General features: G+C 58.3%; 28 protein-coding genes and 1 tRNA gene. 4 read left to right on the top strand and 25 right to left on the bottom strand.

What is annotated here, in order from left to right; all coding sequences use genetic code 11:
- Positions 1 to 35: 35 nt before the first annotated feature.
- From der to trmJ, 19 genes are all read right to left on the bottom strand, one after another.
- Entirely contained in the window at positions 36 to 1508 is a 1473-nt protein-coding gene (der, locus tag KP808_RS06285) for a ribosome biogenesis GTPase Der (RefSeq protein ID WP_004666071.1), read from the bottom strand.
- Between the two features lie 138 nt (positions 1509 to 1646).
- The gene (gene bamB, locus KP808_RS06280; RefSeq protein WP_003409122.1) at positions 1647 to 2801 is read right to left on the bottom strand and encodes an outer membrane protein assembly factor BamB; all 1155 of its coding nucleotides are present in this window, start codon (positions 2799 to 2801) and stop codon (positions 1647 to 1649) included.
- A complete protein-coding gene (locus KP808_RS06275) occupies positions 2794 to 3435 on the bottom strand; it encodes a YfgM family protein (protein WP_002552488.1) in 642 nt (213 codons plus the stop codon). Before KP808_RS06275 ends, bamB begins: the two co-directional genes overlap by 8 nt.
- Positions 3436 to 3474: 39 nt before the next feature.
- Positions 3475 to 4764: a histidine--tRNA ligase gene (gene hisS / locus KP808_RS06270; RefSeq protein ID WP_058399610.1), complete on the bottom strand. Its 1290-nt coding sequence runs from the start codon at positions 4762 to 4764 to the stop codon at positions 3475 to 3477.
- 22 nt (positions 4765 to 4786) lie between these two features.
- Positions 4787 to 5896 carry a flavodoxin-dependent (E)-4-hydroxy-3-methylbut-2-enyl-diphosphate synthase gene (gene ispG, locus KP808_RS06265; protein ID WP_230017814.1) on the bottom strand — a complete coding sequence of 370 codons (1110 nt, stop codon included), beginning with the start codon at positions 5894 to 5896 and terminating at the stop codon, positions 4787 to 4789.
- Positions 5897 to 5899: 3 nt separating this feature from the next.
- Entirely contained in the window at positions 5900 to 6904 is a 1005-nt protein-coding gene (locus KP808_RS06260) for a RodZ domain-containing protein (protein ID WP_230017812.1), read from the bottom strand.
- Positions 6904 to 7662 carry a type IV pilus biogenesis/stability protein PilW gene (gene pilW, locus KP808_RS06255; RefSeq protein WP_058399608.1) on the bottom strand — a complete coding sequence of 253 codons (759 nt, stop codon included), beginning with the start codon at positions 7660 to 7662 and terminating at the stop codon, positions 6904 to 6906. The genes KP808_RS06260 and pilW overlap by 1 nt, the downstream gene beginning before the upstream one ends.
- Positions 7663 to 7688: 26 nt before the next feature.
- A complete protein-coding gene (gene rlmN, locus KP808_RS06250) occupies positions 7689 to 8837 on the bottom strand; it encodes a 23S rRNA (adenine(2503)-C(2))-methyltransferase RlmN (protein WP_058399607.1) in 1149 nt (382 codons plus the stop codon).
- A gap of 33 nt (positions 8838 to 8870) precedes the next feature.
- The gene (ndk, locus tag KP808_RS06245) at positions 8871 to 9296 is read right to left on the bottom strand and encodes a nucleoside-diphosphate kinase (protein ID WP_002552482.1); all 426 of its coding nucleotides are present in this window, start codon (positions 9294 to 9296) and stop codon (positions 8871 to 8873) included.
- 96 nt (positions 9297 to 9392) lie between these two features.
- A complete protein-coding gene (gene iscX, locus KP808_RS06240) occupies positions 9393 to 9593 on the bottom strand; it encodes a Fe-S cluster assembly protein IscX (RefSeq protein WP_057402251.1) in 201 nt (66 codons plus the stop codon).
- Between the two features lie 14 nt (positions 9594 to 9607).
- A complete protein-coding gene (fdx, locus tag KP808_RS06235) occupies positions 9608 to 9949 on the bottom strand; it encodes an ISC system 2Fe-2S type ferredoxin (RefSeq protein WP_057402252.1) in 342 nt (113 codons plus the stop codon).
- Between the two features lie 3 nt (positions 9950 to 9952).
- Positions 9953 to 11815, bottom strand: coding sequence for a Fe-S protein assembly chaperone HscA (gene hscA, locus KP808_RS06230; protein WP_230017810.1), 1863 nt, complete (start codon positions 11813 to 11815; stop codon positions 9953 to 9955).
- A gap of 44 nt (positions 11816 to 11859) precedes the next feature.
- Positions 11860 to 12381: a co-chaperone HscB gene (gene hscB / locus KP808_RS06225; RefSeq protein WP_058399606.1), complete on the bottom strand. Its 522-nt coding sequence runs from the start codon at positions 12379 to 12381 to the stop codon at positions 11860 to 11862.
- 11 nt (positions 12382 to 12392) lie between these two features.
- Positions 12393 to 12716, bottom strand: coding sequence for an iron-sulfur cluster assembly protein IscA (iscA, locus tag KP808_RS06220; protein ID WP_002552477.1), 324 nt, complete (start codon positions 12714 to 12716; stop codon positions 12393 to 12395).
- 75 nt (positions 12717 to 12791) lie between these two features.
- Complete coding sequence (gene iscU, locus KP808_RS06215; protein ID WP_002552476.1) at positions 12792 to 13178, bottom strand: Fe-S cluster assembly scaffold IscU; 387 nt, start codon at positions 13176 to 13178, stop codon at positions 12792 to 12794.
- An 81-nt stretch (positions 13179 to 13259) separates the two neighbouring features.
- Entirely contained in the window at positions 13260 to 14474 is a 1215-nt protein-coding gene (locus tag KP808_RS06210; protein WP_058399605.1) for an IscS subfamily cysteine desulfurase, read from the bottom strand.
- Between the two features lie 44 nt (positions 14475 to 14518).
- Positions 14519 to 15010, bottom strand: a complete 492-nt coding sequence (iscR, locus tag KP808_RS06205) for a Fe-S cluster assembly transcriptional regulator IscR (protein ID WP_002552474.1) — start codon at positions 15008 to 15010, stop codon at positions 14519 to 14521.
- A gap of 158 nt (positions 15011 to 15168) precedes the next feature.
- Entirely contained in the window at positions 15169 to 15945 is a 777-nt protein-coding gene (gene cysE / locus KP808_RS06200; RefSeq protein ID WP_004656256.1) for a serine O-acetyltransferase, read from the bottom strand.
- The gene (gene trmJ, locus KP808_RS06195; RefSeq protein ID WP_058399604.1) at positions 15945 to 16718 is read right to left on the bottom strand and encodes a tRNA (cytosine(32)/uridine(32)-2'-O)-methyltransferase TrmJ; all 774 of its coding nucleotides are present in this window, start codon (positions 16716 to 16718) and stop codon (positions 15945 to 15947) included. The genes cysE and trmJ overlap by 1 nt, the downstream gene beginning before the upstream one ends.
- Positions 16719 to 16933: 215 nt before the next feature.
- Here trmJ and suhB point away from each other — a divergent pair, with 215 nt between their 5' ends.
- On the top strand, positions 16934 to 17749 hold the full coding sequence (suhB, locus tag KP808_RS06190; RefSeq protein ID WP_002552472.1) for a type III secretion system regulator SuhB: 816 nt from the start codon (positions 16934 to 16936) through the stop codon (positions 17747 to 17749).
- 66 nt (positions 17750 to 17815) lie between these two features.
- Here the strand turns inward: suhB and KP808_RS06185 are convergent, their stop codons facing one another.
- The 6 genes from KP808_RS06185 to queA all read right to left on the bottom strand — a co-directional run bounded on the left by KP808_RS06185 (position 17816) and on the right by queA (position 23900).
- Positions 17816 to 18355, bottom strand: a complete 540-nt coding sequence (locus tag KP808_RS06185) for a glycine zipper 2TM domain-containing protein (protein WP_002552471.1) — start codon at positions 18353 to 18355, stop codon at positions 17816 to 17818.
- A gap of 108 nt (positions 18356 to 18463) precedes the next feature.
- Positions 18464 to 19375 carry a protein translocase subunit SecF gene (secF, locus tag KP808_RS06180; protein WP_122259239.1) on the bottom strand — a complete coding sequence of 304 codons (912 nt, stop codon included), beginning with the start codon at positions 19373 to 19375 and terminating at the stop codon, positions 18464 to 18466.
- 9 nt (positions 19376 to 19384) lie between these two features.
- Positions 19385 to 21253: a protein translocase subunit SecD gene (gene secD / locus KP808_RS06175; RefSeq protein WP_058399602.1), complete on the bottom strand. Its 1869-nt coding sequence runs from the start codon at positions 21251 to 21253 to the stop codon at positions 19385 to 19387.
- 63 nt (positions 21254 to 21316) lie between these two features.
- Positions 21317 to 21652: a preprotein translocase subunit YajC gene (gene yajC / locus KP808_RS06170; protein ID WP_002552468.1), complete on the bottom strand. Its 336-nt coding sequence runs from the start codon at positions 21650 to 21652 to the stop codon at positions 21317 to 21319.
- 53 nt (positions 21653 to 21705) lie between these two features.
- Positions 21706 to 22821 carry a tRNA guanosine(34) transglycosylase Tgt gene (tgt, locus tag KP808_RS06165; protein ID WP_004656249.1) on the bottom strand — a complete coding sequence of 372 codons (1116 nt, stop codon included), beginning with the start codon at positions 22819 to 22821 and terminating at the stop codon, positions 21706 to 21708.
- Between the two features lie 14 nt (positions 22822 to 22835).
- On the bottom strand, positions 22836 to 23900 hold the full coding sequence (gene queA / locus KP808_RS06160) for a tRNA preQ1(34) S-adenosylmethionine ribosyltransferase-isomerase QueA (RefSeq protein ID WP_230017808.1): 1065 nt from the start codon (positions 23898 to 23900) through the stop codon (positions 22836 to 22838).
- A gap of 117 nt (positions 23901 to 24017) precedes the next feature.
- Between queA and KP808_RS06155 the strand changes: the two genes are divergently transcribed.
- The 3 genes from KP808_RS06155 to KP808_RS06145 all read left to right on the top strand — a co-directional run bounded on the left by KP808_RS06155 (position 24018) and on the right by KP808_RS06145 (position 25982).
- Positions 24018 to 24102, top strand: a tRNA-Leu gene (locus KP808_RS06155).
- A gap of 308 nt (positions 24103 to 24410) precedes the next feature.
- The gene (locus tag KP808_RS06150; RefSeq protein WP_122280226.1) at positions 24411 to 24794 is read left to right on the top strand and encodes a type III secretion system chaperone; all 384 of its coding nucleotides are present in this window, start codon (positions 24411 to 24413) and stop codon (positions 24792 to 24794) included.
- 60 nt (positions 24795 to 24854) lie between these two features.
- The gene (locus KP808_RS06145; RefSeq protein ID WP_230017800.1) at positions 24855 to 25982 is read left to right on the top strand and encodes a T3SS effector HopA1 family protein; all 1128 of its coding nucleotides are present in this window, start codon (positions 24855 to 24857) and stop codon (positions 25980 to 25982) included.
- The last annotated feature ends 246 nt before the right edge of the window (positions 25983 to 26228 follow it).

The raw sequence follows: 26228 nt of genomic DNA, 5'->3' as shown, positions 1-26228 counted from the left end.
AAAAGGCGCCGAAGCGCCTTTTTCCAGATGCCGACTCAGCGCTTGTCGCGGCGCTTCTTATCGGCTTTCTTGTGGTGCGACATCATCCGGCGCTTCTTGTTGACCTGACGGTCGGTCAGCGTGTTCTTGTTACCTTCGTACGGGTTCTCGCCACCCTTGAACTCGATGCGGATCGGCGTACCGACCAGCTTGAGCACGCGGCGATAGGTGTTTTCCAGGTACCGGACATAGGACTTCGGTACTTTTTCGACCTGGTTGCCGTGGATCACGATCAGCGGCGGGTTGGCGCCGCCCAAGTGAGCGTAACGCAACTTGATACGGCGGCTGCCGACCATAGGTGGCGCGTGCTCACTGACCGCATCTTCCAGAATCTGGGTCAGACGGCTGGTTGGCCAGCGCGTTACGGCAGACTTGAACGAGTTCTGTACCGACTGATACAGGTTGCCCACGCCCGTGCCGTGCATCGCAGAGATGAAATGGATGTCTGCGAAGTCGACGAAGAACAACCGGCGTTCCAGTTCGATCTTCACGAAATCACGTTCACCCGGCGTCATGCCATCCCACTTGTTCAGCGCGATAACCAGAGCACGACCCGCTTCAAGTGCGAAGCCCAGCAGGTTCAGGTCGTGGTCGACCACACCTTCGCGGGCGTCCATGACAAAGATCACCACGTTGGCGTCCTTGATGGCCTGCAGCGTTTTGACCACCGAGAACTTTTCAACTTCCTCGTGGATCTTGCCGCGCTTACGCACACCGGCAGTGTCGATCAGCGTGTACTTCTCTTCATTACGCTCGAAGGGAATGTAGATACTGTCGCGCGTGGTGCCTGGCTCGTCATAGACGATAACCCGGTCTTCACCCAGCATACGGTTGACCAGCGTCGACTTGCCGACATTGGGACGCCCGATGATGGCGATCTTGATGCCGTCTTTTTCGCTCGGACCAGGAATGCGCTTGGCTTCCTGACCTTCGGCAACTTCCTCGACCTCCTCGCCCTCTTCCAGCTCGTCTTCGTCCTTGGGGAACTCCCGCAGGGCGATTTCGAGCATCTGCGAGATGCCACGACCATGGGCACCAGCCACCGGAATGGCGTCGCCCAGACCCATCGGGCTGAACTCGGCACGTGCCAGGTTTTCGTCGATGTTGTCGATCTTGTTGGCAACCACGTAGGAACGCTTGTTACGTTTGCGCAGGTGCTCACCAATCATCTGATCAGCAGCGGTATAGCCTGCACGGGCGTCCACCAGAAACAGCACCACATCGGCTTCTTCAATGGCCAGCAGCGACTGCTCGGCCATCTTTTCGTCCATGCCATGCTCGTCACCGGAGATACCGCCGGTGTCGATCAGAATATAGGAGCGCCCTTGCCACTTCGCCTCTCCGTATTGGCGATCACGGGTAAGACCGGACAGATCACCGACAATAGCGTCGCGAGTCCTGGTCAGGCGGTTGAACATGGTGGACTTGCCGACGTTCGGTCGACCCACCAGGGCGATTACGGGAACCATGCGGCTCTCCACTTCGTTATTTCAGAAAATACAAAAGCCGCTGCAGGGCAGCGGCCGGAGTTCGGGGCGATGCCACAAAGGCACCGCAGCCTTGCCGAAGCAAGGGCACCCGAGGCCATTGGCCCCGGGCATGGACACTTATTGCTTGATGGTCAGGGCTTCCAGTTTGCCGCTGTTGCCATACACGTAAATCATGTCCCCAACCACCAGCGGACGAGCACGCAGGCCGTCGCTGTCGATACGTTCGCGACCGACAAAACGACCGTCCACCTGGCTCAACAGGTGCAGGTAGCCTTCCATGTCACCGACCGCTACATAGCTGGAATACACTTCCGGCGCGCCGAGCTGGCGGCGAGCCAGTGATTCGTTGCTCCACAGTGCAGAGGACGAACGCTCGTCGATACCTTCGACAGTGCCGGAGGCCAGGGTTGCGTAAACGCTGCCAAAGCCCTGGGCAACGCCCGAGTAGCTCGAAGCATCACGCTGCCAGAGCACACGACCGCTTTCCAGGTCCAGACCGGCGACGCGACCCTGATAGGTAGCGACGTACAGTGTACCGCCGGACAGCAACAGGCCGCCGTCGATATCCACGACACGATCCAGTTCCGAGCGACCTTGCGGGATGGCAACACGCTGCTCCCAGACAGGCACGCCATTGGTAATGTCCAGCGCGACGACCTTACCGGTCGACAGACCCGCCACGGCGAGACGATTGGTTGCAAGTGGAGCACCGGTACCACGCAGGGTCAGCACCGCTGGGGTGCTTTCGTAAATCCAGAGCTGGGAACCTGTGGAGGCATCGAAGCCGACAATACGGTCATCCTGAGTCTGAACCACTACCACAGAACCGTTGGTGGCAGGCGGAGCCAGCACTTCGCTGGTCACGCGAGCGCGCCACTTTTCCTCACCGGAGGTGGCGTCCATGGCAATGACTTCACCCTTGAGGGTACCGATCATCACCAGGCCATAGCCCACGCCGACTGCACCGGAAACCGGCAGATCGAGATCTTTCTTCCAGATCACATCACCGGTCAGACGATCCAGCGATACGACTTCGCCAGTGACGTCAGCCGCATAGATGCGGTCGCCATCGATGGCTGGCACGAGCATGTTGTACGTCTTGCCCTGACCGTCGCCGACGGAACGGCTCCATTGCTTGTGCAGAACCACTTCTTCTTTGAAGTCGGTCAGCTCGGCCGGAGGCAATTCCTTTTTGCTGTTGCTGCTGCAACCCGCGGCCAGAATGGCCAGAGCCAGCAATGCTGCATGTTTCCAACGAATCACGTCACGCATCCCCTTTCGCCAGATCGTCGAGCTTCATTTGCAGGCCACCCACTGCTGCGTCTTCGGACAGAGCGGATTTGGCCTTTTGGTATGCAGCATATGCCTCGTCGGTACGACCCAGCTGTACCAGCAGGTCACCCTTGAGTTCTTCACGACTGGCGAGGAAAGCCTTGTCGGCATCGCCGTCGAGCAGCTTCAGCGCGTCATCGGTCTTGTTCTGCGCAGCCAGCACGCGTGCCAGACGCTGACGGGCAATCTCGCCCAGCGTGTCATTGGCAGGCTTGTCGGCCACGGTTTTCAGCTCGGCTGCAGCATCGTCCAGCTTGCCGGCATCGACCGCCACCTTGGCGACGAACAGGCTACCGAACTGTGCATAGGTAGTGCCACCGAATTCGCTTTTCAGTTTGCCGGATATCTCGGCGACACGTGCGGTGTCTGCCTGGCCACTGGGCGTCAGCGCGGTTTCCAGCAATTGCTGATAAAGCATCGAGGCGCCTTGCGACTGGCTGGCCTGATACCTGTGCCAGAACTGCCAACCCAAGACCACGACCAACGCAAGCAGACCACCGGTCAACAGGGGTTTGCCGTTACGCTGCCACCAGTCCTTCATTACCGCCAGCTCTTCATCTTCGGTACCCGACACCCCAATACTCCTATTCGCTAAACGGCTGTTAAATCAGCTTCAACCCTGCACAACGCAGGAGGCCAGGTGCTCTGACAGAGCGTCCCAGGCAATATTTTGTTGTTCACCCTGACCGCGCAGGGGTTTGACGCCAATGACCTTTGCCGCCAGTTCTTCTTCACCGAGAATCAGCGCATACAGCGCACCGCTCTTGTCGGCTTTCTTGAACTGGCTTTTGAAGCTGCCGGCACCGGCGTTGACCTGCAAACGCAGGCTCGGCAACTGATCGCGCACCTGTTCGGTGAGAGCCAGCGCAGCCAGCTCAGCTGCTTCGCCAAAGGCGCACAGGTAAACATCGACCTGACGGGCAATTTCTTCCGGGACCTGCCCGAGGGTTTCAAGCAACAGAACCAGACGCTCGATACCCATCGCGAAACCAACCCCGGTCGTCGGCTTGCCGCCCATCTGCTCGACCAGACCGTCATAACGACCGCCTGCACAGACCGTACCCTGAGCACCCAATTGGTCGGTAACCCACTCGAAAACGGTCTTGCTGTAATAATCCAGCCCGCGAACCAGCTTCGGGTTGATGACATAAGGAATGCCGGCTGCGTCCAGACGGGCCTTCAGGCCTTCGAAGTGAACGCGAGATTCGTCATCCAGATAATCTGCCAGCTTTGGCGCATCGACCAGCACAGCCTGGGTTTCAGGGTGTTTGGTGTCCAGCACGCGCAGCGGATTGGTTTTCAGACGGCGCTGGCTGTCTTCGTCGAGTTGATCAAGACGTGCCGAGAGAAACTCGACCAGCGCATCACGATAACGCGCACGCGCTTCGCTGGTACCCAGGCTGTTCAGTTCAAGCTTGACCGCATTACGAATGCCCAGCAGGCCCCACAGGCGCCAGGTCATGACGATCAGCTCGGCATCGATGTCCGGACCGTCAAGATTGAAGACCTCGACACCAATCTGGTGAAACTGGCGATAACGGCCTTTCTGTGGACGCTCGTGACGAAACATCGGCCCGATGTACCACAGTTTCTGAACCTGACCGCCGCCGGTGATGCCGTGCTCCAGGACAGCACGCACACAGGCCGCAGTGCCTTCCGGACGCAGGGTCAGGGAGTCGCCGTTGCGATCGGCGAAGGTGTACATTTCCTTCTCGACGATATCGGTCACTTCACCAATGGAGCGCTTGAACAGCTCGGTGAATTCGACGATAGGCATACGAATCTGCCGGTAACCGTAGTTATCCAGCAGACGTGAAACAGTGCCTTCAAAGTGGCGCCACAGCGGCGTCTGCTCGGGCAGGATGTCGTTCATGCCACGAATGGCTTGTAGAGACTTACTCACAGAAAATCCTTAGCAATCCTGGTTAGCCGCGCACGATGACAGATGCGTCGGCTTCGGCCTTTTCAGCCGCTTTCTCGCGAATCAAGCGTTCAAGCTCGTCCACGAGATTGTCGTTGGTCAGTTTCTGCGCAGGCTTGCCGTCGATGTAAATCAGGTTCGGCGTACCGCCAGTCAGGCCGATATGCGCCTCCTTGGCCTCGCCCGGACCGTTGACTACACAACCGATCACTGCGACATCAAGTGGCACCAGCAAATCTTCAAGGCGACCTTCAAGCTCGTTCATGGTCTTGACCACATCGAAGTTCTGCCGCGAGCAGCTCGGGCAGGCGATGAAGTTGATACCACGGGAACGAAGGCGCAACGATTTGAGGATGTCGTACCCGACTTTCACTTCCTCGACCGGGTCAGCCGCCAGCGAGATGCGGATAGTATCGCCAATTCCTTCGGCAAGCAGCATCCCGAGACCGACAGCCGATTTCACCGTACCCGAACGCAAGCCACCGGCTTCGGTAATACCCAGGTGCAGCGGCTGAACAATCTCCTTGGCCAGCAGGCGATAGGCAGCGACGGCCATGAACACATCGGAAGCCTTGACGCTGACCTTGAAGTCCGGAAAGTTCAGGCGCTCCAGGTGCTCGACATGGCGCAACGCAGACTCCACCAACGCCTCTGGCGTCGGCTCGCCGTACTTCTTCTGCAGGTCTTTTTCCAGCGACCCGGCGTTGACGCCGATGCGGATCGGAATACCGCGATCACGCGCAGCATCGACCACGGCCCGCACACGATCTTCACGACCGATATTGCCCGGATTGATACGCAGGCAGTCGACGCCCAGTTCAGCCACACGCAATGCGATGCGATAGTCGAAGTGGATGTCTGCGACCAATGGCACTTTGACCAGTTGCTTGATGCGACCAAAGGCTTCGGCAGCGTCCATGTCCGGTACGGAAACACGCACGATGTCGACACCGGCCGCTTCCAGACGGTTGATCTGGGCGACGGTGGCAGCAACATCGTTGGTATCGCTGTTGGTCATGCTCTGCACGGCAATCGGCGCATCACCGCCGACCGGTACCGAACCGACCCATATTTTTCGGGATTCGCGACGCTTGATTGGAGATTCGCCGTGCATGACTTATTGCCCTAGCTTCAGGCGAGCAGTTTCGCCGCTGGTAAAAGGTGCCACGTCTACAGGCTGACCGTTGTAGCTGACCTGCGCGCCGCGCGCGTAGCCCAGACGCAGGGTCAACGGCGGCTTGCCGCTGACGTCCAGGCTGTCGCCCTTGCGCTTGAGGCCGCTGACCAGCACCTTGCCGTTTCCGTCAGTAACCTGGGTCCAGCAATCGGCGACGAACTGCACAGTAACCTGACCGGCCCCGGCCATGACTGGCGCTGGCTGCTCAGCTGGTGCAGTCGGCATCGACGGTACGGTCGGCGCAGCAACAGGCGCTTGTGGAGCATTTGCAGGCGGCGTAGTGGCGGCCGGTGTCTGTGTCTGCGCAGGCGCATGACTCGCAACACCTGCGGCCGGAGCAGCAGGCGCCGCGCTCGGCGATTCACTGGCAGGCGCGCCGGTGTTCAATGGCAGCGAAGTCTGTCCGGCAGCAGGCGTTTCAGCCACTGCTGGCTCTTCCGGCTCGTCCAGCGGGTGAATCTGAGTGGTGCCGTCGGCGCTTTCGACTTCGACGTGCTCCATGTTCAGCCCGGACTGATCCCTGCCGCGCAAGGACGCCTGATCCTGCCACCAGAAGAAACCGCCACCGACCAGAAGCACCAGCAACAACAGGCTGACGATACGCAGGATGTTGTGCGACAGCCTGACCGGTTCTTCGATACGGCCCAGTGCGTGGACGGAACTGCCCTTGCCATCGGTGCCGGTGAACTGGTCGAACTGTTCAACCAGCGCCGCCTGATCAAGGTCAAGCAGTTTGGCGTAGGCGCGTACATACCCCCGGGCAAACGTATGCCCAGGCAGTTTTTCAAAATGACCGTTCTCCAGATTGCTCAGGGAGGTCACGGTGAGGTTCAGTCTCAAAGCCACATCTGGCAGCGACCAGCTCCTGCTCTCGCGGATCTGGCGCAGGGTTTCTCCAGGGTTCACGCGGGTGGTTGCTACAACTTCGGGATGCGCCGCTTTCATCATTGCTCCGACAGGTATTGCTGATATTCCGGCGTACCGGGATAGAGTCTTTTCAACAGCAGACCAAAACTGGCCGCCTTGTTACGATCATCATAGATCTTCGCCAAGCGTGTACCGAGCAATAGACTACGTGCATTTTGCTCGCTGAGTTGGCTAAAACGGTCGTAATAATCACGCGCCGGCACATATTGCTTGTCTTCGTAGGACATCTGCGCCATTTCCAGCAGCGACCTTGGCAACTGACGGTCCAGGCGCAACGCCTTGGTAAAATGCTCACGGGCCTGATCGCGGTTACCCAGCTTCAGCGAAGTCATGCCCAGGCTCTCAAAGACCCGCGACCGCTCAGGATACAGGTTGTCGGCAGCGGCCTGTTCAAAACGCTCGTAGGCTTCCTTGTAACGCTTTTGTTCAAACAGAAAACTGCCGTAATTATTGACGATGCGTGTTTCGTTGTTACTGGAGGCCAGCGCCTTGCGAAAGTACTGCTCTGCAAGCTCCGGCTCCATCTCGGTCTGGAACACCAACGCCAGCGCGGCATTGGCCTGCGCGTCGGAACTGTCCAGTTCGAGCGCCTTTTTCAGTGGAACCTTGGCGCGCTCGGTCTGCCCCTGCTGAAAGTAACCCAGCCCGAGCTGCACGTACGCTCTGCGCGCTTCCTCACGCCCCTGCGCCGTTGTCAGCGGGTTGACGTTGCCGGTGGATACGCACGCCGTCAGCAGCATGAAAACACATAGCAGCAGCGAGGCACGCACAGACATGGAGTCTCTCTCGATCAGGTTGGCAGTCAGGTTCGAGTCGCCGCAACCGGGGCCGTCTCGGTCTCGGCGCTCAACTCACGCACAGCAATGTAGCGTTCACTACGGCGCGTACGGTCCATCACCTGCCCGACCAACTGGCCGCATGCAGCATCAATGTCTTCACCGCGCGTGGTGCGCACAGTGACGTTATAACCAGCCTGATGCAACAGGTCCTGAAAACGACGGATCGCATTATTGCTGGGACGCTCGTAACCGGAGTGCGGAAACGGGTTGAACGGGATCAGGTTGATCTTGCAAGGCGTGTCCTTGAGCAGCTCGATCATCTCGACGGCGTGTTCAACCTTGTCGTTGATGTCCTTGAGCATGGTGTACTCGATGGTGAGCACACGCTTTTCGCCCAGACTGGACATGTAACGGCGGCAGGAATCAAGGAGCATTTGCAGCGGGTATTTCTTGTTGATCGGCACCAACTGGTTACGCAGCGCATCGTTCGGTGCGTGCAGCGACAAGGCCAGGGAAACGTCGATATGCTTGGAAAGCTCATCGATCATCGGTACCACGCCGGAGGTGGACAACGTCACCCGGCGCTTTGAAATGCCATACCCCAGGTCATCCATCATCAGATGCATGGCGGCAATGACATTGTCGAAGTTCAGCAGCGGCTCACCCATGCCCATCATCACCACGTTGGTGATGGCACGGTCGACGGTCGCCGGTACGCTGCCAAAGGATTTGTTGGCAATCCACACCTGACCGATGACTTCGGCGGCGGTGAGGTTGCTGTTGAAGCCTTGCTTGCCGGTGGAGCAGAAACTGCAATCCAGGGCACAGCCCGCCTGGGACGAAACACACAAGGTGCCCCGCTTGCCCTGCGGGATATAGACGGTCTCGACGCAGCTGCCGGACTCTACGCGCACGACCCATTTACGGGTACCGTCGCTGGAGATGTCCTCGCTGACCACTTCAGGACCGCGAACCTCGGCACACGCCTTGAGCTTTTCGCGCAGGGCCTTGCTGACGTTCGTCATTGCGTCGAAATCATCGACGCCGAAGTGGTGAATCCACTTCATGACCTGACCGGCACGGAAGCGCTTCTCCCCGATAGAGTCGAAGAATTTCTCCATTTCCTGTTGAGTAAGCCCCAGCAGGTTGGTTTTACCAGTCGATGCAATCATGAATTCACCCTTCACTCGTCAGTCAAAAATGACTTAGCGAGCGGTTACTTCGGTAGCTGCGAAGAAGTACGAGATTTCGCGAGCTGCGGCGGCTTCGGAATCGGAGCCGTGAACAGCGTTGGCGTCGATGGAATCAGCGAAATCAGCACGGATGGTGCCGGCAGCAGCTTCTTTAGGGTTGGTAGCGCCCATCAGCTCGCGGTTCAGAGCGATAGCGTTTTCGCCTTCCAGAACCTGAACGACAACCGGACCGGAGATCATGAAAGCAACCAGGTCGCCGAAGAAACCGCGAGCGCTGTGCTCAGCGTAGAAACCTTCAGCTTCGGCCTTGGACAGTTGCTTCAGCTTGGAAGCGACAACGCGCAGACCGGCTTTTTCGAAACGAGTGGTGATCTCGCCGATTACGTTCTTGGCAACGGCGTCAGGCTTGATGATGGAGAAAGTACGTTGAACAGCCATGGTGAAACTCCAGAAGCAGTGATTGAAGCGAAAAATTAAACCCGCGAATTATACGCGGGTTCTGGTGTATTGCCTAACTGCGTACGTTACTGAACGTCAATCCAGCTCTTCGATCCATAACCCCTGGATCGCCTCGAGAACCTTTTCCCCGCTGCGCGCAGGATCGTCATCGAATTCAGGCAGGGCAATCACAAGATCGCGCAGCCTGGGGAAACTCACCGCAAGCGGATTGATATCCGTATGGCGTTCGGCCAGCAGGATGGCAATTTCCCGCACATCGACCCATTTGAGACTCATGAGCAATCCTTGAATCAGTGTGGCGCTTCAGCAGCGTGGTTGAGCGAATACTTGGGTATTTCTACGGTCAGGTCTTCAGTGCCGACAATTGCCTGACAGGATAGACGCGATTGCGCTTCCAGGCCCCAGGCTTTGTCGAGCATGTCTTCTTCCAGCTCGTCTGCTTCATTGAGCGAATTGAAGCCTTCGCGAATGACGCAGTGACAGGTGGTGCAGGCACACACACCACCACAGGCGCTTTCAATCTCGATGTGGTGCTCGTGGGCAATATCGAGAATAGACGTGCCCGGCTCCACTTCTACAACCAGCCCGTCCGGGCAATGCTCGGCGTGGGGCAGAAAAATCACCTGCGGCATCAGTTATTCCTCAATATCATTCAAGTTGCGCCCGGCCAGTGCGGCTCTTACCGTCGAATCAAGGCGTCGGGCAGCAAATGCGTCGGTCACCTGCGACAGACGCTTGGTCTGCTGCTCGATGGCATAACCATCGGTGCCTTGCATCAATTCACGTAATTCGTCCATCTGCAGGTTGATGACCAGACGCTCTTCTTCGTCGAGAAGACGCTCACCATCAGCCTCAAGGGCACCTTGAACCGCTTCGAGCAAGCGCTCGGCGTCGACCTGGTGCTCACGCAGCACACGAGCGACCTTGTCGTCGCCGGCATACTCGAAGGAGTCCTTGAGCATGCGAGTCACTTCGTCATCGGTCAGCCCGTAGGAAGGCTTGACCTGAATGCTCGACTCGATACCCGAGCCCATTTCACGCGCCGAAACGCTGAGCAGACCGTCAGCATCGACCTGGAAGGTGACACGAATCTTTGCCGCACCCGCGACCATCGGCGGGATGCCACGCAGTTCGAAGCGCGCCAGCGAACGACAGTCGCTGATCAATTCGCGCTCGCCCTGCAGGACATGAATCTTCATGGCCGTCTGGCCATCCTTGTACGTGGTGAATTCCTGACCACGCGCCACAGGGATGGTGGTGTTGCGCGGAATGACCTTCTCCATCAGACCGCCCATGGTTTCCAGCCCCAGCGAGAGCGGAATGACATCGAGGAGCAGCAGTTCGCCACCGTCACGCTTGTTGCCGGCCAGAGTATCGGCCTGGATCGCAGCCCCGATGGCCACCACCTGATCCGGGTCGATCTCGGTCAACGGCTGACGACCGAACAGCTCGGCCACCGCTTCGCGTACGCGTGGAACTCGGGTTGAACCGCCGACCATGACCACCGCTTCGACTTCTTCAAGCTCGATACCGGTGTCACGCACCGCACGACGACAGGCCTTGAGACTGCGCGCGACCATAGGCTCGATCAGTGCATTGAGCGCCTCGCGGGTCAGCGTGCCACGCCACTCACCGTAGGCGACCTCGACAGACTCGGCGTCAGTCAGCGCTTCCTTGGCCGAGCAGGCAGCCTGCAGCAGGCTGCGTTGCGCGGAAGGGTCGATATCGGCCGACAGACCGGCATCAGTGACAATCCAGTTGGCTATCGCATGATCGAAGTCATCGCCACCCAGAGCAGTATCGCCGCCAGTGGCCAGTACTTCAAACACACCGCCGGTCAGGCGCAGGATCGAGATATCGAAAGTCCCGCCACCCAGATCATAGATGGCAACCACACCTTCGGCTTTCTGATCCAGGCCATAGGCGACCGCCGCCGCCGTGGGCTCATTGAGCAGGCGCAGTACGTTGAGGCCCGCCAGTCTGGCAGCGTCCTTGGTCGCCTGACGCTGAGCGTCATCGAAGTAAGCAGGAACGGTGATCACCGCGCCTACCAGCTCGCCACCCAACGAGGCTTCTGCGCGCTGGCGCAGGACCTTGAGAATGTCGGCAGACACTTCAACCGGGCTTTTCGGCCCCTGCACGGTGTCGATGAACGGCATGTGCGACTCGCCGCCAACAAAGCGATAAGGCAGTTGCTCGCCCAATTGCTTGACGTCAGTCAGCCCGCGACCCATTAGGCGCTTGACCGACAGAACGGTGTTGAACGGGTCCTGGGAAGCAGCGACTTTCGCTGACTGCCCCACTTCGACACGATCAGCGTGATAGCGCACGGCGGACGGCAGAATGACCTGCCCTTCTGCATCGGCCAGCGGCTCGGACAGGCCGCTGCGCACTGCAGCAACCAGAGAATTGGTAGTACCCAGGTCGATACCCACAGCCAGGCGACGCTGGTGCGGTTGAGGACTCAGGCCGGGTTCGGCGATCTGCAGTAAAGCCATGCTGTTCAGAATAATCACTGGCGCGCGACCGAAGCCGCGCGGGGTTAATCGTCGAGGCGCTCTTCTAGCTGGCGCACTTCGTGAGAGAGCTTGTCGAGAAACTGCATGCGCCGCATCAGCTTTTCAGCGTGATCGCGTTGTGCAGCATCGTTCCAACAGGCAGCGAAGCTCTGGTTCAGCTCGTCCTGAGCGACCTTGAGCTGGCGCTTGAAGGTCGCAACGCCAGCGAGATCAGCTTCTTCCTGCAAGTCCTCGAGGTCTTCGCGCAATTGCATCTGCTGCAGAAGGAACTCGGGATCGTGCACGGTGACCTCAAGCGGCACCTCGTTGCCATTCATTGCCAGCAGGTAACGCGCCCTTTTCGGCGGGCTTTTCAGGGTCTGATAGGCCTCGTTGAGACTGGCCGAGCGCTCCAGCGCCACACGCTGCTCACGCTCGGGGGCATCCGCAAAGCGATCCGGATGCACGTTACGCGCAAGCTCACGGTAGCGCGTGGCCAGCTGGTCAAGATCAAGCTGAAACTCGGGCTTGAGGTCGAACAGGGCGAAGTGACAGGGAGTACCCACAATAAAAAGCCTCAGACGTTGAAGCTTTCGCCACAGCCGCACTCACCGCGCGAGTTAGGGTTGTTGAACTTGAAGCCTTCGTTCAACCCTTCGCGCACGAAGTCGAGCTCGGTGCCATCCAGATAGACCAGGCTTTTCGGGTCAATGATCACCTTGACGCCGTGCATTTCAAACACAGTGTCTTCGCCGGCCGCCTCATCGACGAACTCGAGCACATAGGCAAGACCTGAACAACCTGTGGTGCGAACACCCAGACGAACGCCATCACCCTTGCCGCGCCCCTCAAGGGAACGTCGTACGTGGTTAGCGGCAGCTTCTGTCATGCTGATAGCCATCGGAACTCCTTAGCCTGTTGCATTAGCCTGTTGCAGTTGACTCTGTTGCAAGCGTCTATTGAAAAGCCTGCTTGCTTACAGCAGACCTTTCTTCTGCTTGTAATCGCGAACGGCCGCCTTGATGGCGTCTTCAGCGAGTACCGAGCAGTGAATCTTCACTGGCGGCAGCGCCAGCTCTTCAGCCAGCTGAGTGTTCTTGATGGTCTCTGCTTCATCCAGAGTCTTGCCCTTCATCCACTCGGTCGCCAGCGAGCTGGAGGCAATGGCCGAACCGCAGCCGTAAGTCTTGAACTTGGCGTCTTCGATAACGCCCTGTTCGTTAACCTTGATCTGCAGACGCATTACGTCGCCGCACGCTGGAGCGCCGACCATGCCGGTGCCGACATCAGGATCTTCCGCGTTCATCTTGCCGACGTTACGTGGGTTCTCGTAGTGGTCGATGACCTTTTCGCTGTAAGCCATGATTCTATTCCTCTCACATCAGGGAGCCGCTCTGCAGGTCACGCGCAATTGCACATGACCTGTGTTGGAGGCGACTTTAAATTAGTGCGCCGCCCACTCGATCTTGGAGATGTCGACGCCGTCTTTGAACATGTCCCACAGCGGCGAAAGTGTGCGCAGCCGGGTGACAGCCTCGCAAACCTTCTGCGCGGCGTAATCGATTTCTTCTTCCGTGCTGAAACGGCCGAAGGTGAAACGAATCGAGCTATGCGCCAGCTCATCGTTACGACCCAGGGCACGCAGCACGTACGAAGGCTCAAGCGAGGCCGAGGTACAGGCCGAACCGGACGATACCGCCAGGTCCTTGAGCGCCATGATCAGCGACTCGCCTTCGACATAGTTGAAGCTCAGGTTCAGGTTGTGCGGTACGCGGGCAGTCAGGCTGCCGTTGACGTACAGCTCTTCCAGATTTTCGACCTGCTTGAAGAAACGATCACTGAGTGCCTTGATGCGCACGTTTTCAGCAGCCATTTCTTCCTTGGCAATGCGGAATGCTTCGCCCATACCGACGATCTGGTGGGTCGCCAGGGTACCGGAACGCATGCCACGCTCGTGACCGCCGCCGTGCATGGTCGCTTCAAGGCGAACACGCGGCTTGCGGCTGACGTAGAGCGCGCCGATGCCCTTAGGACCATAGGTCTTGTGCGCCGAGAACGACATGAGGTCAACCTTGAGGCTGGCCAGATCGATTTCAACCTTGCCGGTCGACTGCGCGCCGTCAACGTGGAACAGCACGCCACGCGAACGGGTCAGTTCACCGATCGCAGCGATGTCGTTGATAGTGCCGATCTCATTGTTCACATGCATGACCGAAACCAGGATGGTGTCGTCGCGCAGTGCCGCTTCAATCATGGCAGGCGTGATCAGACCGTCTTCACCTGGCTCGATGTAGGTGACTTCGAAACCTTCGCGTTCCAGCTGGCGAGTAGTGTCGAGGACAGCCTTGTGTTCGACCTTTGACGTGATCAGGTGTTTGCCTTTGCTGGCGTAGAAATGCGCAACACCCTTGATAGCCAGGTTGTTGGATTCGGTGGCACCCGAGGTCCAGACGATTTCGCGCGGGTCGGCGCTGACCAGATCAGCGACCTGACGACGGGCGTTCTCGACCGCTTCTTCGGCTTTCCAGCCAAAAACGTGGGAGCGCGAGGCCGGATTGCCGAAGTTTCCTTCGACGGTCAGGCATTCGATCATTTTCTGCGCGACACGCGGATCGACCGGGGTCGTCGCGGAGTAGTCGAGGTAAATTGGCAATTTCATTGAAGCTCTCCTATCAGGCAGGCGCACCGCTCATTCATCTGCGTTCATTCGACGGCGGACGTTTCGATCTTACCCAGTTGCGACATGTGGTTATGACCACGGCGCATATCCTGGCGCTGAGCGACTTCTTGTACCTCACGGCGAGTGACAAGATCCGCCAAGCTGATACCGCTTAGAAATTCGTGAATCTGCTGGCTCAGGTCGCACCACAAGTGGTGGGTCAGGCAGGTATCGCCAGCGTGGCAATCGCCCAGACCCTGACAGCGTGTGGCGTCGACCGATTCATTGACCGCGTCGACAACCTGAGCCACCTGGATGCCTTTCATGTCGCGCGACAGCTGGTAACCACCACCCGGGCCACGAACACTGGAAACCAGATTGCCGCGACGCAGCTTGGCGAACAGCTGCTCGAGGTAGGACAGGGAAATGCCCTGCCGCTCGGAGATGTCGGCCAGAGACACTGGCCCGTTCTGCGCGTGCAACGCCAGGTCAAGCATGGCTGTTACAGCGTATCGGCCTTTAGTAGTCAGTCGCATGGCGTATACCGCAGAGGTTCGGAATGAGAGCGAGTATGCTATTCCCGAGTAAAAGAGTCAACTATTAGACCAAGTAAAACAGTCGGGATTAGCGAAAAGTGCGGGCTGCATCATAGCAAAGGTGCGACGTAATGGCACGCGTCACACCGCCGTGCCACCTAGCCAACCTTGTCTTCGTGACGATCCTTGACGCAGTCGAATACTTCATCACGCAGCTCGGGAAGGTCTTTGGCGCAGTAATCGCTGCCCAGCCTGCCGAGTGCATCGCACATACCCTCAAGGCGACCGTCGACCGCCTGCAAATGGTCAAGCAACTGGCCAATGGCGCGAGCGATAGGGTCCGGCATGTCGGCGCTGACGCCATATGCGTCGAAACCGAGCTTTTCAGCCATGACCTTGCGCCGGGCTTCGGTTTCATCGTCGGACTTGACGATGATGCGCCCTGGAATGCCCACGGCCGTTGCCCCCGCAGGCACCGCCTTCGTCACCACTGCGTTGGAACCAATCTTGGCGCCGGCACCCACCGTGAACGGCCCGAGCACCTTGGCGCCCGCCCCCACCACGACGCCGTCTTCCAGCGTCGGGTGACGCTTGCCGGCATTCCAGCTGGTACCGCCCAGGGTCACGCCCTGGTAAAGCGTCACGTCATTGCCGATCTCGGCGGTTTCGCCGATCACGATGCCCATGCCGTGGTCGATGAAAAAACGGCGACCGATGCGAGCCCCCGGGTGGATCTCGATACCGGTCATCCAGCGACCGAAGTTGGAGACCAGCCGCGCGAGCCACTTCCAGCCGTTGCGCCACAGAATGTGCGCAAAGCGGTGCAACCATATGGCATGCATGCCCGGATAGCAGGTCAGCACCTCAAAGGCATTGCGCGCAGCAGGGTCGCGATGGAATACGCTTTGAATGTCTTCTCGCAGACGCTTGAACATTACTGATCCTTCCGCTTGTAGGGCTCACCGCGTGCGGCCTTCTGAGTTTCGGTGAGCACACCGCGCAGGATACTCAGCTCGGATCGCTCGACCTCGCTACGCCCGTACAGCCTGCGCAGTCGTGCCATCAGATGACGCGGCTTTTCCGGATCAAGGAAACCGATGGCCACAAGCGTGGCTTCGAGGTGCGTGTAAAAGCCTTCCATCTCATCCATCGTCGCCAGCTCGGCATTATGCGCCGAGACCGCTCTGGGCGTTTCGCCCTGCTCTGACTGTGCCGAAGCGGCCAGCCAGGCCATGCGCACTTCGTAGCTGAGCACCTGTACAGCCGCAGCAAGGTTCAGCGAGCTGAACCCGGGGTCCGACGGGATGTGCACATGGAAGTGGCAACGCTGCAGCTCTTCATTGGTCAGCCCTGCGTGCTCGCGGCCGAAGACCAGCGCCACTTCCGCGCCCTCTCCGGCCTGCTCGATGACTTTCTCACCGGACGCGCGCGGATCGAGTAGCGGCCACGGCAGACTGCGATCACGCGCGCTGGTGCCGAGCACCAGACGACAGCCGACCAACGCGTCTTCAAGGGTAGCGACAACCTGCGCACCTTCAAGAATATCGGTGGCACCTGACGCACGCGCATCGGCATCAGGCGAAGGAAAGATGCGCGGATCGACCAGCACCAGACGCGAAAGCCCCATGTTTTTCATGGCGCGAGCGGCCCCGCCGATATTTCCGGGATGGGTAGTGCCGACCAGGACAACACGAATGTTCTGCAACAAAGCGAACGCTCACTGACGCGAATTAGGGGGGCAAATCTTACAGAAACGGTTCGACTAACGCTATGAAGCTGTGCGGGCCGGAAGATCGGAACTGACCGCTTGTGACATGAAAAAATCCACCCGAACCCGACAACCGTGACAACGCAAGGCTGGAAATAATTCGAATCAGCCCATAGAATGCCCGGCTCTCTTTAACAACCTTAGGTGAATTGTCCATGCAGCCCATGCTGAATATCGCGCTGCGCGCCGCCCGCAGCGCCAGCGAATTGATTTTCCGCTCCATCGAGCGCTTGGATACCATCAAGGTTGACGAAAAAGAAGCCAAAGACTACGTCACAGAGATCGACCGCGCCGCCGAACAGAGCATCATTACCGCTCTGCGCAAGGCCTACCCGACTCACGGCATCCTTGGCGAAGAAAGCGGCCTGCACGAAGGCAGCGGCGAAGGCACCGACTACCTGTGGATCATCGACCCGCTGGACGGCACTACCAACTTCGTTCGCGGCATCCCGCACTTTGCTGTCAGCATCGCCTGCAAATATCGCGGTCGCCTTGAGCACGCTGTTGTTCTGGACCCGGTCCGCCAGGAAGAATTCACCGCCAGCCGTGGTCGCGGCGCTGCCCTGAACGGTCGCCGTCTGCGCGTCAGCCAGCGCAAGAGCCTGGAAGGCGCACTGCTCGGCACCGGCTTCCCGTTCCGTGACAACCAGATGGACAACATCGAGAACTACCTGGGCATGTTCCGCAGCCTGGTAGGCCAGACCGCCGGCATCCGCCGCGCAGGCGCTGCAAGCCTCGACCTGGCTTATGTCGCTGCCGGTCGCTTCGATGCGTTCTGGGAGTCGGGCCTGTCCGAATGGGACATGGCAGCGGGCGCTCTGTTGATTCAGGAAGCAGGCGGTCTGGTCAGCGATTTCACCGGTGGTCACGACTTCCTCGAGAAAGGCCACATCGTTGCGGGCAACACCAAATGCTTCAAGGCCGTGCTGACCGCAATCGCACCGCACCTGCCGCCTTCGCTCAAACGCTAAGCTGCAGACATAAAAAAACCGGCGAAAGCCGGTTTTTTTATGTCTTCTGAAGCTCAGCGGCTGGCGTTACTGCGCCTGACCCAATATCAGCTGACCGTTCTTGTCGACCGGAATCTGGCTACCCGGATCACGCTCCATACGAACCTGACCCACTTTCTCGTTCAACTTGTATTTGACGTTGTAGCCCACAACCTTGTCGCTCACATCGTTGACCGTCGTGCAGCGGTTCTGCGTAGTGGTGTAGGTATCACGCTCCTGCATGCCTTCCTGAACCTTGTTGCCCGCATAACCACCACCTACCGCACCCGCAACTGTAGCGATCTTCTTGCCGTTACCGCCACCGATCTGGTTACCCAGCAAGCCACCGGCAACCGCGCCAATAACGCTACCGACGATCTGATGCTGGTCCTTGACCGGCGCCTGACGGGTAACGGTTACGTCCTTGCAAACTTCACGGGGGGTTTTGATCTGCTGGTTGATCGGCTCTACTGCCAATACATCCGCATACTCAGGACCACCCTTGACCAAGCTATAGGTGGCAACGGCGCCGCCAGCAGTCACGACAGCAGCACCTAACACAGCACCAACAAGCATAGACTTGTTCACTTGAACCTCCTGACCAATCGAAACGCAGCATGACTGCGCAATGCCTAGCCTTGGAGCATAAAAAAAGGCGCGAGTTCAGCACTCGCGCCTTTTTTATGATGGCCGGATCTACGGGAGATCGTCGGCCTTCTCGACGACCACTGGAGGAATCAGATCCTCGGTGGTCAGGTTCAGCCAGATCAGCACCACGTTGGCGATGTAGATGGACGAGTAGGTACCCGCCAGTACGCCGATGAACAACGCGATGGAGAAGCCTTCCAGGCTGTCACCGCCAAACACCCACAATGCCACGATCGCCAACAGGGTCGAAACCGAGGTGGCAATGGTGCGCAGCAGTGTCTGCGTGGTGGAGATGTTGATGTTCTCGATCAGAGAAGCCTTGCGCAGCAGGCGGAAGTTTTCACGTACCCGGTCGAAGACCACGATGGTGTCGTTCAGCGAGTAACCGATGATCGCCAGCACCGCCGCCAGCACCGTCAGGTCGAAGGTGATCTGGAAGAACGACAGGATACCCATCGTCACCACCACGTCGTGGATCAGCGAGACGATCGCCCCGACTGCGAATTTCCACTGGAAGCGGAATGCCAGGTAAATCAGAACACCGCCCAGCGCCATCAGCATGCCGAGGCCGCCCTGATCGCGCAGCTCTTCACCCACTTGCGGGCCGACGAACTCGACACGCTTGACCACTGCCGGGTTATCGGCACCGGCCTTGCGCAGCGCCTCGGCAACCTGAGCGCCCAGTTGCGGATCCTCACCCGGCATGCGCACCAGCAAGTCAGTGGTGGCACCGAAGCTCTGTACAACGGCTTCGTGATAGCCCGCTGAAACCAGCTCCTGGCGAACCTTGCCCAGATCGGCTGGACGCTCGTAGGTCAGCTCGATGAGCGTACCGCCGGTGAAGTCCAGACCAAAGTTGAGCCCTTTATGGAACCAGCTGAACAGCGCCAGTGCGGTAAGGAGCATCGTGATGGCGAACGCAACATTGCGAACGCCCATGAAGTTGATGGTACGTAACATGGCAGCCCCTTAAATCCACAACTTCTTGAAGTCACGACCGCCGTAGATCAGGTTGACCATAGCGCGGGTCACCATGATGGCCGTGAACATCGAGGTAAAGATCCCGAGCGACATGGTCACCGCAAACCCTTTGACCGGGCCGGTGCCCATCGCAAAGAGAATGCCGCCGACCAGCAGCGTCGTCAGGTTGGCGTCGAGGATCGCCGTGTAGGCACGATCGAAACCTTCGTTGATAGCACGCTGGACCGTCATGCCGTTGGCGATCTCTTCACGAATACGCGAGAAGATCAGCACGTTGGCATCCACCGCCATACCCATGGTCAACACGATACCGGCGATACCTGGCAGGGTCAGTGTTGCACCCAGCAAGGACATCAGCGCCAGCAGCATGACCATGTTAAAGGCCAGTGCGACGGTCGCGATCAGACCGAAGAAGCGGTAGATCGCCATGATGAACAGCGAGACGAACAGCATGCCCCACAGGGAAGCATCGATACCCTTGGTGATGTTGTCGGCACCCAGGCTCGGGCCAATGGTGCGTTCTTCAGCGAAGTACATCGGTGCCGCCAGACCACCAGCACGCAACAGCAGCGCCAGTTCGGAAGATTCACCCTGACCGTTCAGACCGGTAATCCGGAACTGACTGCCCAGCGGCGACTGAATGGTCGCCAGACTGATGATTTTCTTTTCTTCCTTGAAGGTCTGCACCGGCACGTCTTTTTCGACGCCGTTGACCATCTGTTTGGTGTAGGTGGTGGTCGGACGCTGCTCGATGAAGATCACCGCCATGCTGCGACCCACATTGCTGCGGGTTGCGCGGCTCATCAGCTCGCCACCGTGGCCATCAAGATTGATGTTCACCTGTGGACGGCCATGCTCGTCGAAGCTGGCCTTGGCGTCAGTCACCTGATCGCCAGTGATGATCAGACCACGCTCCACCGCCGCTGCCGGACGACCGCCTTCGCGGAATTCGAACATTTCGGTGGTGCCTTTCGAATCATCCGGGCCTGCGCCCAGACGGAATTCGAGGTTGGCGGTCTTGCCCAGAATACGCTTGGCTTCGGCAGTGTCCTGCACACCCGGCAGCTCGACCACGATGCGGTTGGCACCCTGGCGCTGAACGAGCGGCTCGGCAACGCCCAGCTCGTTGACACGATTACGCACGGTAGTCAGGTTCTGCTTGATCGAGTATTCGCGAATCTCGGCCAGCTTGGCCGGCGTCAACGCCATGCGCAGTACGGGAATGCCGTTCAGCTCGGCAGGCGTGATTTCGAAATCGGTGAAGGTCTTGCGCACCAGTGCACGAGCCTGCTCGCGCTCTGCGTCATCGGTAAAGCCCAGCTGAATCACATTGCCCAGTTGCGGCAGGCTGCGATAACGCACCTTTTCCTTGCGCAACAGGGATTTGACTTCGCCTTCATAAACCTTCAGACGAGCATCGATCGCCTTGTCCATGTCGACTTCCAGCAGGAAGTGCACACCACCGGACAGGTCGAGACCGAGCTTCATCGGGCTTGCACCCAGGTGACGCAACCAGGTCGGCGTGGTACGCGCCAGGTTCAGCGCAACGACATAGTCGTCACCCAACGCCTTGCGCACGACATCCTTGGCTGGCAACTGGTCTTCCTGCTTGCTCAGACGCAACAAACCGCCCTTGCCATTCTCGGCCAGAGAAGAAGCCTTGACCGAGATGCCGGCATCGGCAAGCGCCTTGGCTGCACGATCCACGTCTGCCTGATTGACTTGCAGTGCAGTGCTTGCACCGCTGATCTGGATGGCAGAATCATCAGGGTAGAGATTGGGTGCGGAATAAATAAAACCGACCACCAGCACCGCCAGGATCAGTATGTATTTCCACAGAGGGTATTTGTTCAGCATCACGCCGCCCGCTTAAAACGCGGGGCGCCTTGCGCGCCCCGTCGATGGGTAAAAAGTTACTGCTCAGATCGCTTTCAGGGTGCCTTTTGGCAGAGTGGCCGCGATGGCGCCCTTCTGGATTTTCAGCTCAACGGTGTCAGACACTTCGATCACTACGAAGTCGTCGGTCACTTTGTTGATCTTGCCCGCGATGCCGCCGCTGGTCACAACTTCATCGCCTTTCTGCAGGTTGCCCAGCAGGTTTTTCTGCTCTTTGGCGCGCTTGGCCTGTGGACGCCAGATCATCAGATAGAAGATGACCAGGAAGCCGACCAGAAAAATCCACTCGAAACCACTGCCCGCAGGACCGGCAGCCGGTGCAGCAGCATCCGCAAAAGCGGGAGAGATGAAAAAGCTCATTTGTCGCTCCAGTTACATAATTAGTATAAAAAGCAGGAAAAACTCGTTCTGTTTCAACCCAGAGGCGGCGTTGGAAGGCCGCGTTTGGCATAGAAGGCATCGACGAAGGCGGCCAATGTACCCTGTTGAATAGCCTCGCGCAAACCAGCCATAAGCAGCTGGTAGTGGCGCAAATTGTGGATCGTATTCAGCATGCTCCCCAGCATTTCTCCGCACTTGTCCAGGTGATGCAGATAAGCGCGCGAGAAGTTCTTGCAGGTGTAGCAATCGCAGGTCGGATCCAGCGGCGAATTGTCGTGGCGATGGAACGCGTTACGGATTTTCAATACACCGGTATCGGTGAACAGATGGCCGTTGCGGGCGTTGCGGGTCGGCATCACGCAGTCGAACATGTCGACGCCACGGCGCACACCTTCGACCAGATCTTCCGGCTTGCCTACACCCATCAGGTAACGAGGTTTGTCTGCTGGCATAAGGCCCGGCAGATAGTCCAGCACCTTGATCATCTCGTGCTTGGGCTCGCCTACCGACAGGCCGCCAATCGCCAGACCGTCAAAGCCGATCTCATCCAGACCTTCCAGCGAACGCTTGCGCAGGTTCTCGTGCATGCCACCCTGAACAATGCCGAACAGCGCAGCAGTGTTTTCGCCATGCGCAACCTTGGAGCGCTTGGCCCAACGCAACGACAGCTCCATGGAGACACGCGCCACATCTTCGTCAGCCGGGTAAGGCGTACATTCGTCGAAGATCATCACGACGTCCGAGCCCAGATCACGCTGGACCTGCATCGACTCTTCCGGCCCCATGAACACCTTGGCACCATCGACCGGCGAAGCGAACGTCACGCCCTCTTCCTTGATCTTGCGCATGGCGCCCAGGCTGAACACCTGAAAGCCGCCGGAGTCGGTCAGAATCGGCCCCTTCCACTGCATGAAATCGTGCAGGTCACCGTGACCCTTGATGACTTCGGTGCCGGGACGCAGCCACAGGTGAAACGTGTTGCCCAGAATCATCTGCGCACCAGTGGCCTCGATATCACGCGGCAGCATGCCCTTGACCGTGCCATAGGTGCCCACCGGCATGAACGCCGGGGTCTCGACCACACCACGCGGGAAAGTCAGGCGACCGCGACGGGCCTTGCCGTCGGTGGCCAGCAATTCGAAAGACATACGACAGGTGCGACTCATGCGTGATCCTCTGGTGCCGATTCCTGTGGGGCCGTCGGCGCGGGATTGCGGGTGATGAACATCGCATCACCGTAACTGAAGAAGCGGTAGCCGTGCTCGATGGCCGCAGCATAAGCCGCCATCGTCTCGGGATAACCGGCGAACGCCGAAACCAGCATCAACAGCGTGGATTCAGGCAAATGGAAATTGGTCACCAAGGCATCGACCACATGAAATGGCCGCCCCGGATAGATGAAGATGTCGGTGTCGCCGCTGAACGGTTTCAGTTCGCCATCACGCGCGGCACTCTCCAGCGAGCGGACGCTGGTGGTCCCGACGGCAATCACCCGCCCGCCTCGCGCACGGCATGCGGCCACGGCGTCGACCACGTCCTGGCCAACTTCCAGCCACTCGCTGTGCATGTGGTGATCTTCGATCTGCTCGACGCGCACCGGCTGGAACGTACCCGCGCCGACGTGCAGCGTGACGAACGCAGTCTCGACGCCCTTGGCGGCGATCGCCTCCAGCAGCGGCTGATCGAAATGCAGGCCGGCAGTCGGTGCAGCCACAGCACCCGCACGCTGCGCGTATACGGTCTGATAGCGCTCGCGGTCCGCGCCTTCATCCGGGCGGTCTATATAAGGAGGCAACGGCATATGGCCGACACGCTCCAGCAACGGCAGCACCTCTTCGACAAAGCGCAGTTCAAACAGCGCATCGTGCCGCGCCACCATCTCGGCCTCGCCACCGCCATCGATCAGAATCGACGAGCCAGGCTTGGGCGACTTGCTGGAACGCACATGCGCCAGCACACGATGGCTGTCCAGCACGCGCTCGACCAGAATCTCCAGCTTGCCGCCGGACGTCTTCTGCCCGAACAGCCGCGCGGGAATCACACGGGTATTGTTGAACACCATCAAGTCGCCCGGGCGCAAATGCTCAAGCAAATCAGTGAATTGACGATGTGCCAGCGCGCCAGTCGGCCCATCGAGGGTCAACAGACGACTACTGCGACGCTCGGCCAGTGGATGGCGAGCAATCAGGGAATCGGGGAGTTCGAAGGTAAAGTCAGCGACGCGCATGATCGGGTTCGTTTAGCAGGGCCGGGAAGTTTATCCGGTTTGGCGGCATTAGTAAAAAACCTGCGTAAATCCCTGTTGACCAACGGAAAACTCATCCTTATACTTCGCCGCCATTGAGCCCTGATGGCGGAATTGGTAGACGCGGCGGATTCAAAATCCGTTTTCGAAAGAAGTGGGAGTTCGATTCTCCCTCGGGGCACCACCATTGAAAAAAGACCTTGAAATTCAAGGTCTTTTTTTTCGTCTGCTGAAAAGTGGTCTGATTCAATCCTAGCTCTGGCACCACCCTTCTTGGATAGGATGCTAAACGTTCAGAACGGCGTTCCTGCACGGAACATTCGTCGTTCGATGAATAGTGGCAGAAGACCTCAAAACGCCGCCGCCCCCCTCACTTGAACCTCTCGAACCGCCAGCACTGACGAGGCGTTTGCCTGACGTTTCGATACGCGCGTGGAACCCTATCGGGCAAATTTGCCACCCACCCGGCAACTCCACAGTGGCGAACCGATTATGAGTAGCCTTTTCTACAAAACCTTGCTTGATGACTTTTCACGATCCATGGAGATGCACGCCTTGGTGTTTGACGATAAGGGTGCGTGCAACTTGATCATTGACAAGGCATTTGCTCTGACGCTGTTGCGCGATGACACGCATCAACGTTTGTTGCTGATCGGCCTGCTTGAACCGCACGAGGATCTGCCCTTGCAGCGCCTGTTGGCTGGCGCTCTCAACCCACTTGTGAATGCCGGCCCCGGCATTGGCTGGGATGATCAAAGCGGCCTGTATCACGCCTACCAGAGCATCCCGCGGGAAAAAGTCAGCGTGGAGATGCTGAAGCTCGAAATTGCAGGATTGGTCGAATGGATGAGGTGTTGGCGAGAAGCTCGCACGTGACCGCGTTTTTCAATCTTCCGACGTGTTTCAACTACTCATGCTTAGAGTAAGGAGCTACTAGTGAATCCTATCCATGCACGCTTCTCCAGCGTAGAAGCGCTCAGACAATCAAACGTTGATATTCAGGCAATCAAATCCGAGGGTCAGCTAGAAGTCAACGGCAAGCGTTACCAGATTCGTGCGGCCGCTGACGGCTCGATCGCGGTACTCAGACCCGATCAGCAGTCTAAAGCAGACAAGTTCTTCAAAGGCGCAGCGAATCTTATTGGCGGACAAAGTCAGCGTGCTCAAATAGCTCAAGTTCTCAATGAGAAAGCGGCAGCGGTTCCACGTCTGGACAGAATGTTGGGCAGACGCTTCGATCTGGAGAAGGGCGGAAGTAGCGCTGTGACCGGCGCAATCAAGGCTGCCGACAGCCGCGCGTCATCAAAACAGACATTTGCCGGCTTCCAACAGTGGGCTGAAAAAGCTGAAGCACTCGGACGCGATACAGAAATCGGTATTTACATGATCTACAAGAGGGACACGCCCGACACAACACCTATGAATGCGGTAGAGCAAGAAGATTACCTACAAACGCTACAGGCTCTCGATAGCAAGAAAAACCTTATCATACGCCCGCAGGTCCATGACGATCGGCAGGTAGAAGAGCTTGATCTGCGCCGATACATCGCTGAAGAAGGAAATGCCAGAACCGGCTTTTTTAGAATGGTCCCTAAAGACCGGCGCCCAACAGAGGCAAACTCGGGCCGACTTACCATCGGTGTAGAACCTAGATATGGAGCACAACTGGCCCGCGCAATGGCAACCATGATCGACAAAGACAAAGCCGTGACACAAGGTAAAGTCGTCGGCCCGGCAAAATATGGTCAGCAAACTGACTCTGCCATTCTTTACATAAATGGCGATCTTGCAAAAGCAGTCAAACTGGGCGAAAAGCTGAAAAAACTGAGCGGTATCCCTGCTGAAGGATTCGTCGAACATACACCTTTAAGCATGCAGTCGACCGGTCGCGGTCTTTCTTATGCCGAGTCGGTTGAAGGGCAGTCCAGCAGCCACGGACAGGCGAGGACACACGTTATCATGGATGCCTTTAACGGCCAGGGCCCAATGGAAGACAGGCTAAAGACGGCGTTGGCAGCAAGAGGCTATGACCCGGAAAATCCGGCGCTCAGGGCCCGGAACTGAAATCGGGGCTTAAATAGCCCACGCACTCACTACCTTGGTTGTCAGCATGCAAAAGCCCGCTTACTGCGGGCTTTTGCATTATTTACGGGTCGTTGCCTGATGGGTGCGAACGCGACACTGTATAAACCTGTCAACTGGCCGCATATCGGCAACGTGCTCCTCTACCTCGGTATCAAAACGCCGATATTTTCTTGGCAAGCTAGAAAACCCGAGGATTGAAGACAGGCGAAATAACATCAGTACCTG

Source organism: Pseudomonas savastanoi, assembly GCF_020917325.1.
Lineage (GTDB): Bacteria > Pseudomonadota > Gammaproteobacteria > Pseudomonadales > Pseudomonadaceae > Aquipseudomonas > Aquipseudomonas amygdali.
Note: the sequence above shows the minus strand (reverse complement) of the source record. Positions and strands in the feature narration are given on the sequence as shown.

Coding starts and splice junctions, on each gene's coding strand:
- suhB (WP_002552472.1), top strand. CDS start 16,934: ATGCAGCCCATGCTGAATATCGCGCTGCGCGCCGCCCGCAGCGCCAGC.
- secF (WP_122259239.1), bottom strand. CDS start 19,375: ATGTTACGTACCATCAACTTCATGGGCGTTCGCAATGTTGCGTTCGCC.
- fdx (WP_057402252.1), bottom strand. CDS start 9,949: ATGCCGCAGGTGATTTTTCTGCCCCACGCCGAGCATTGCCCGGACGGG.
- secD (WP_058399602.1), bottom strand. CDS start 21,253: ATGCTGAACAAATACCCTCTGTGGAAATACATACTGATCCTGGCGGTG.
- tgt (WP_004656249.1), bottom strand. CDS start 22,821: ATGTCTTTCGAATTGCTGGCCACCGACGGCAAGGCCCGTCGCGGTCGC.
- der (WP_004666071.1), bottom strand. CDS start 1,508: ATGGTTCCCGTAATCGCCCTGGTGGGTCGACCGAACGTCGGCAAGTCC.
- rlmN (WP_058399607.1), bottom strand. CDS start 8,837: ATGATTGCATCGACTGGTAAAACCAACCTGCTGGGGCTTACTCAACAG.
- queA (WP_230017808.1), bottom strand. CDS start 23,900: ATGCGCGTCGCTGACTTTACCTTCGAACTCCCCGATTCCCTGATTGCT.
- yajC (WP_002552468.1), bottom strand. CDS start 21,652: ATGAGCTTTTTCATCTCTCCCGCTTTTGCGGATGCTGCTGCACCGGCT.
- ndk (WP_002552482.1), bottom strand. CDS start 9,296: ATGGCTGTTCAACGTACTTTCTCCATCATCAAGCCTGACGCCGTTGCC.
- iscX (WP_057402251.1), bottom strand. CDS start 9,593: ATGAGTCTCAAATGGGTCGATGTGCGGGAAATTGCCATCCTGCTGGCC.
- iscA (WP_002552477.1), bottom strand. CDS start 12,716: ATGGCTATCAGCATGACAGAAGCTGCCGCTAACCACGTACGACGTTCC.
- KP808_RS06210 (WP_058399605.1), bottom strand. CDS start 14,474: ATGAAATTGCCAATTTACCTCGACTACTCCGCGACGACCCCGGTCGAT.
- KP808_RS06150 (WP_122280226.1), top strand. CDS start 24,411: ATGAGTAGCCTTTTCTACAAAACCTTGCTTGATGACTTTTCACGATCC.
- ispG (WP_230017814.1), bottom strand. CDS start 5,896: ATGCACGGCGAATCTCCAATCAAGCGTCGCGAATCCCGAAAAATATGG.
- bamB (WP_003409122.1), bottom strand. CDS start 2,801: ATGCGTGACGTGATTCGTTGGAAACATGCAGCATTGCTGGCTCTGGCC.
- iscU (WP_002552476.1), bottom strand. CDS start 13,178: ATGGCTTACAGCGAAAAGGTCATCGACCACTACGAGAACCCACGTAAC.
- KP808_RS06260 (WP_230017812.1), bottom strand. CDS start 6,904: ATGAAAGCGGCGCATCCCGAAGTTGTAGCAACCACCCGCGTGAACCCT.
- iscR (WP_002552474.1), bottom strand. CDS start 15,010: ATGCGACTGACTACTAAAGGCCGATACGCTGTAACAGCCATGCTTGAC.
- hscA (WP_230017810.1), bottom strand. CDS start 11,815: ATGGCTTTACTGCAGATCGCCGAACCCGGCCTGAGTCCTCAACCGCAC.
- pilW (WP_058399608.1), bottom strand. CDS start 7,662: ATGTCTGTGCGTGCCTCGCTGCTGCTATGTGTTTTCATGCTGCTGACG.
- cysE (WP_004656256.1), bottom strand. CDS start 15,945: ATGTTCAAGCGTCTGCGAGAAGACATTCAAAGCGTATTCCATCGCGAC.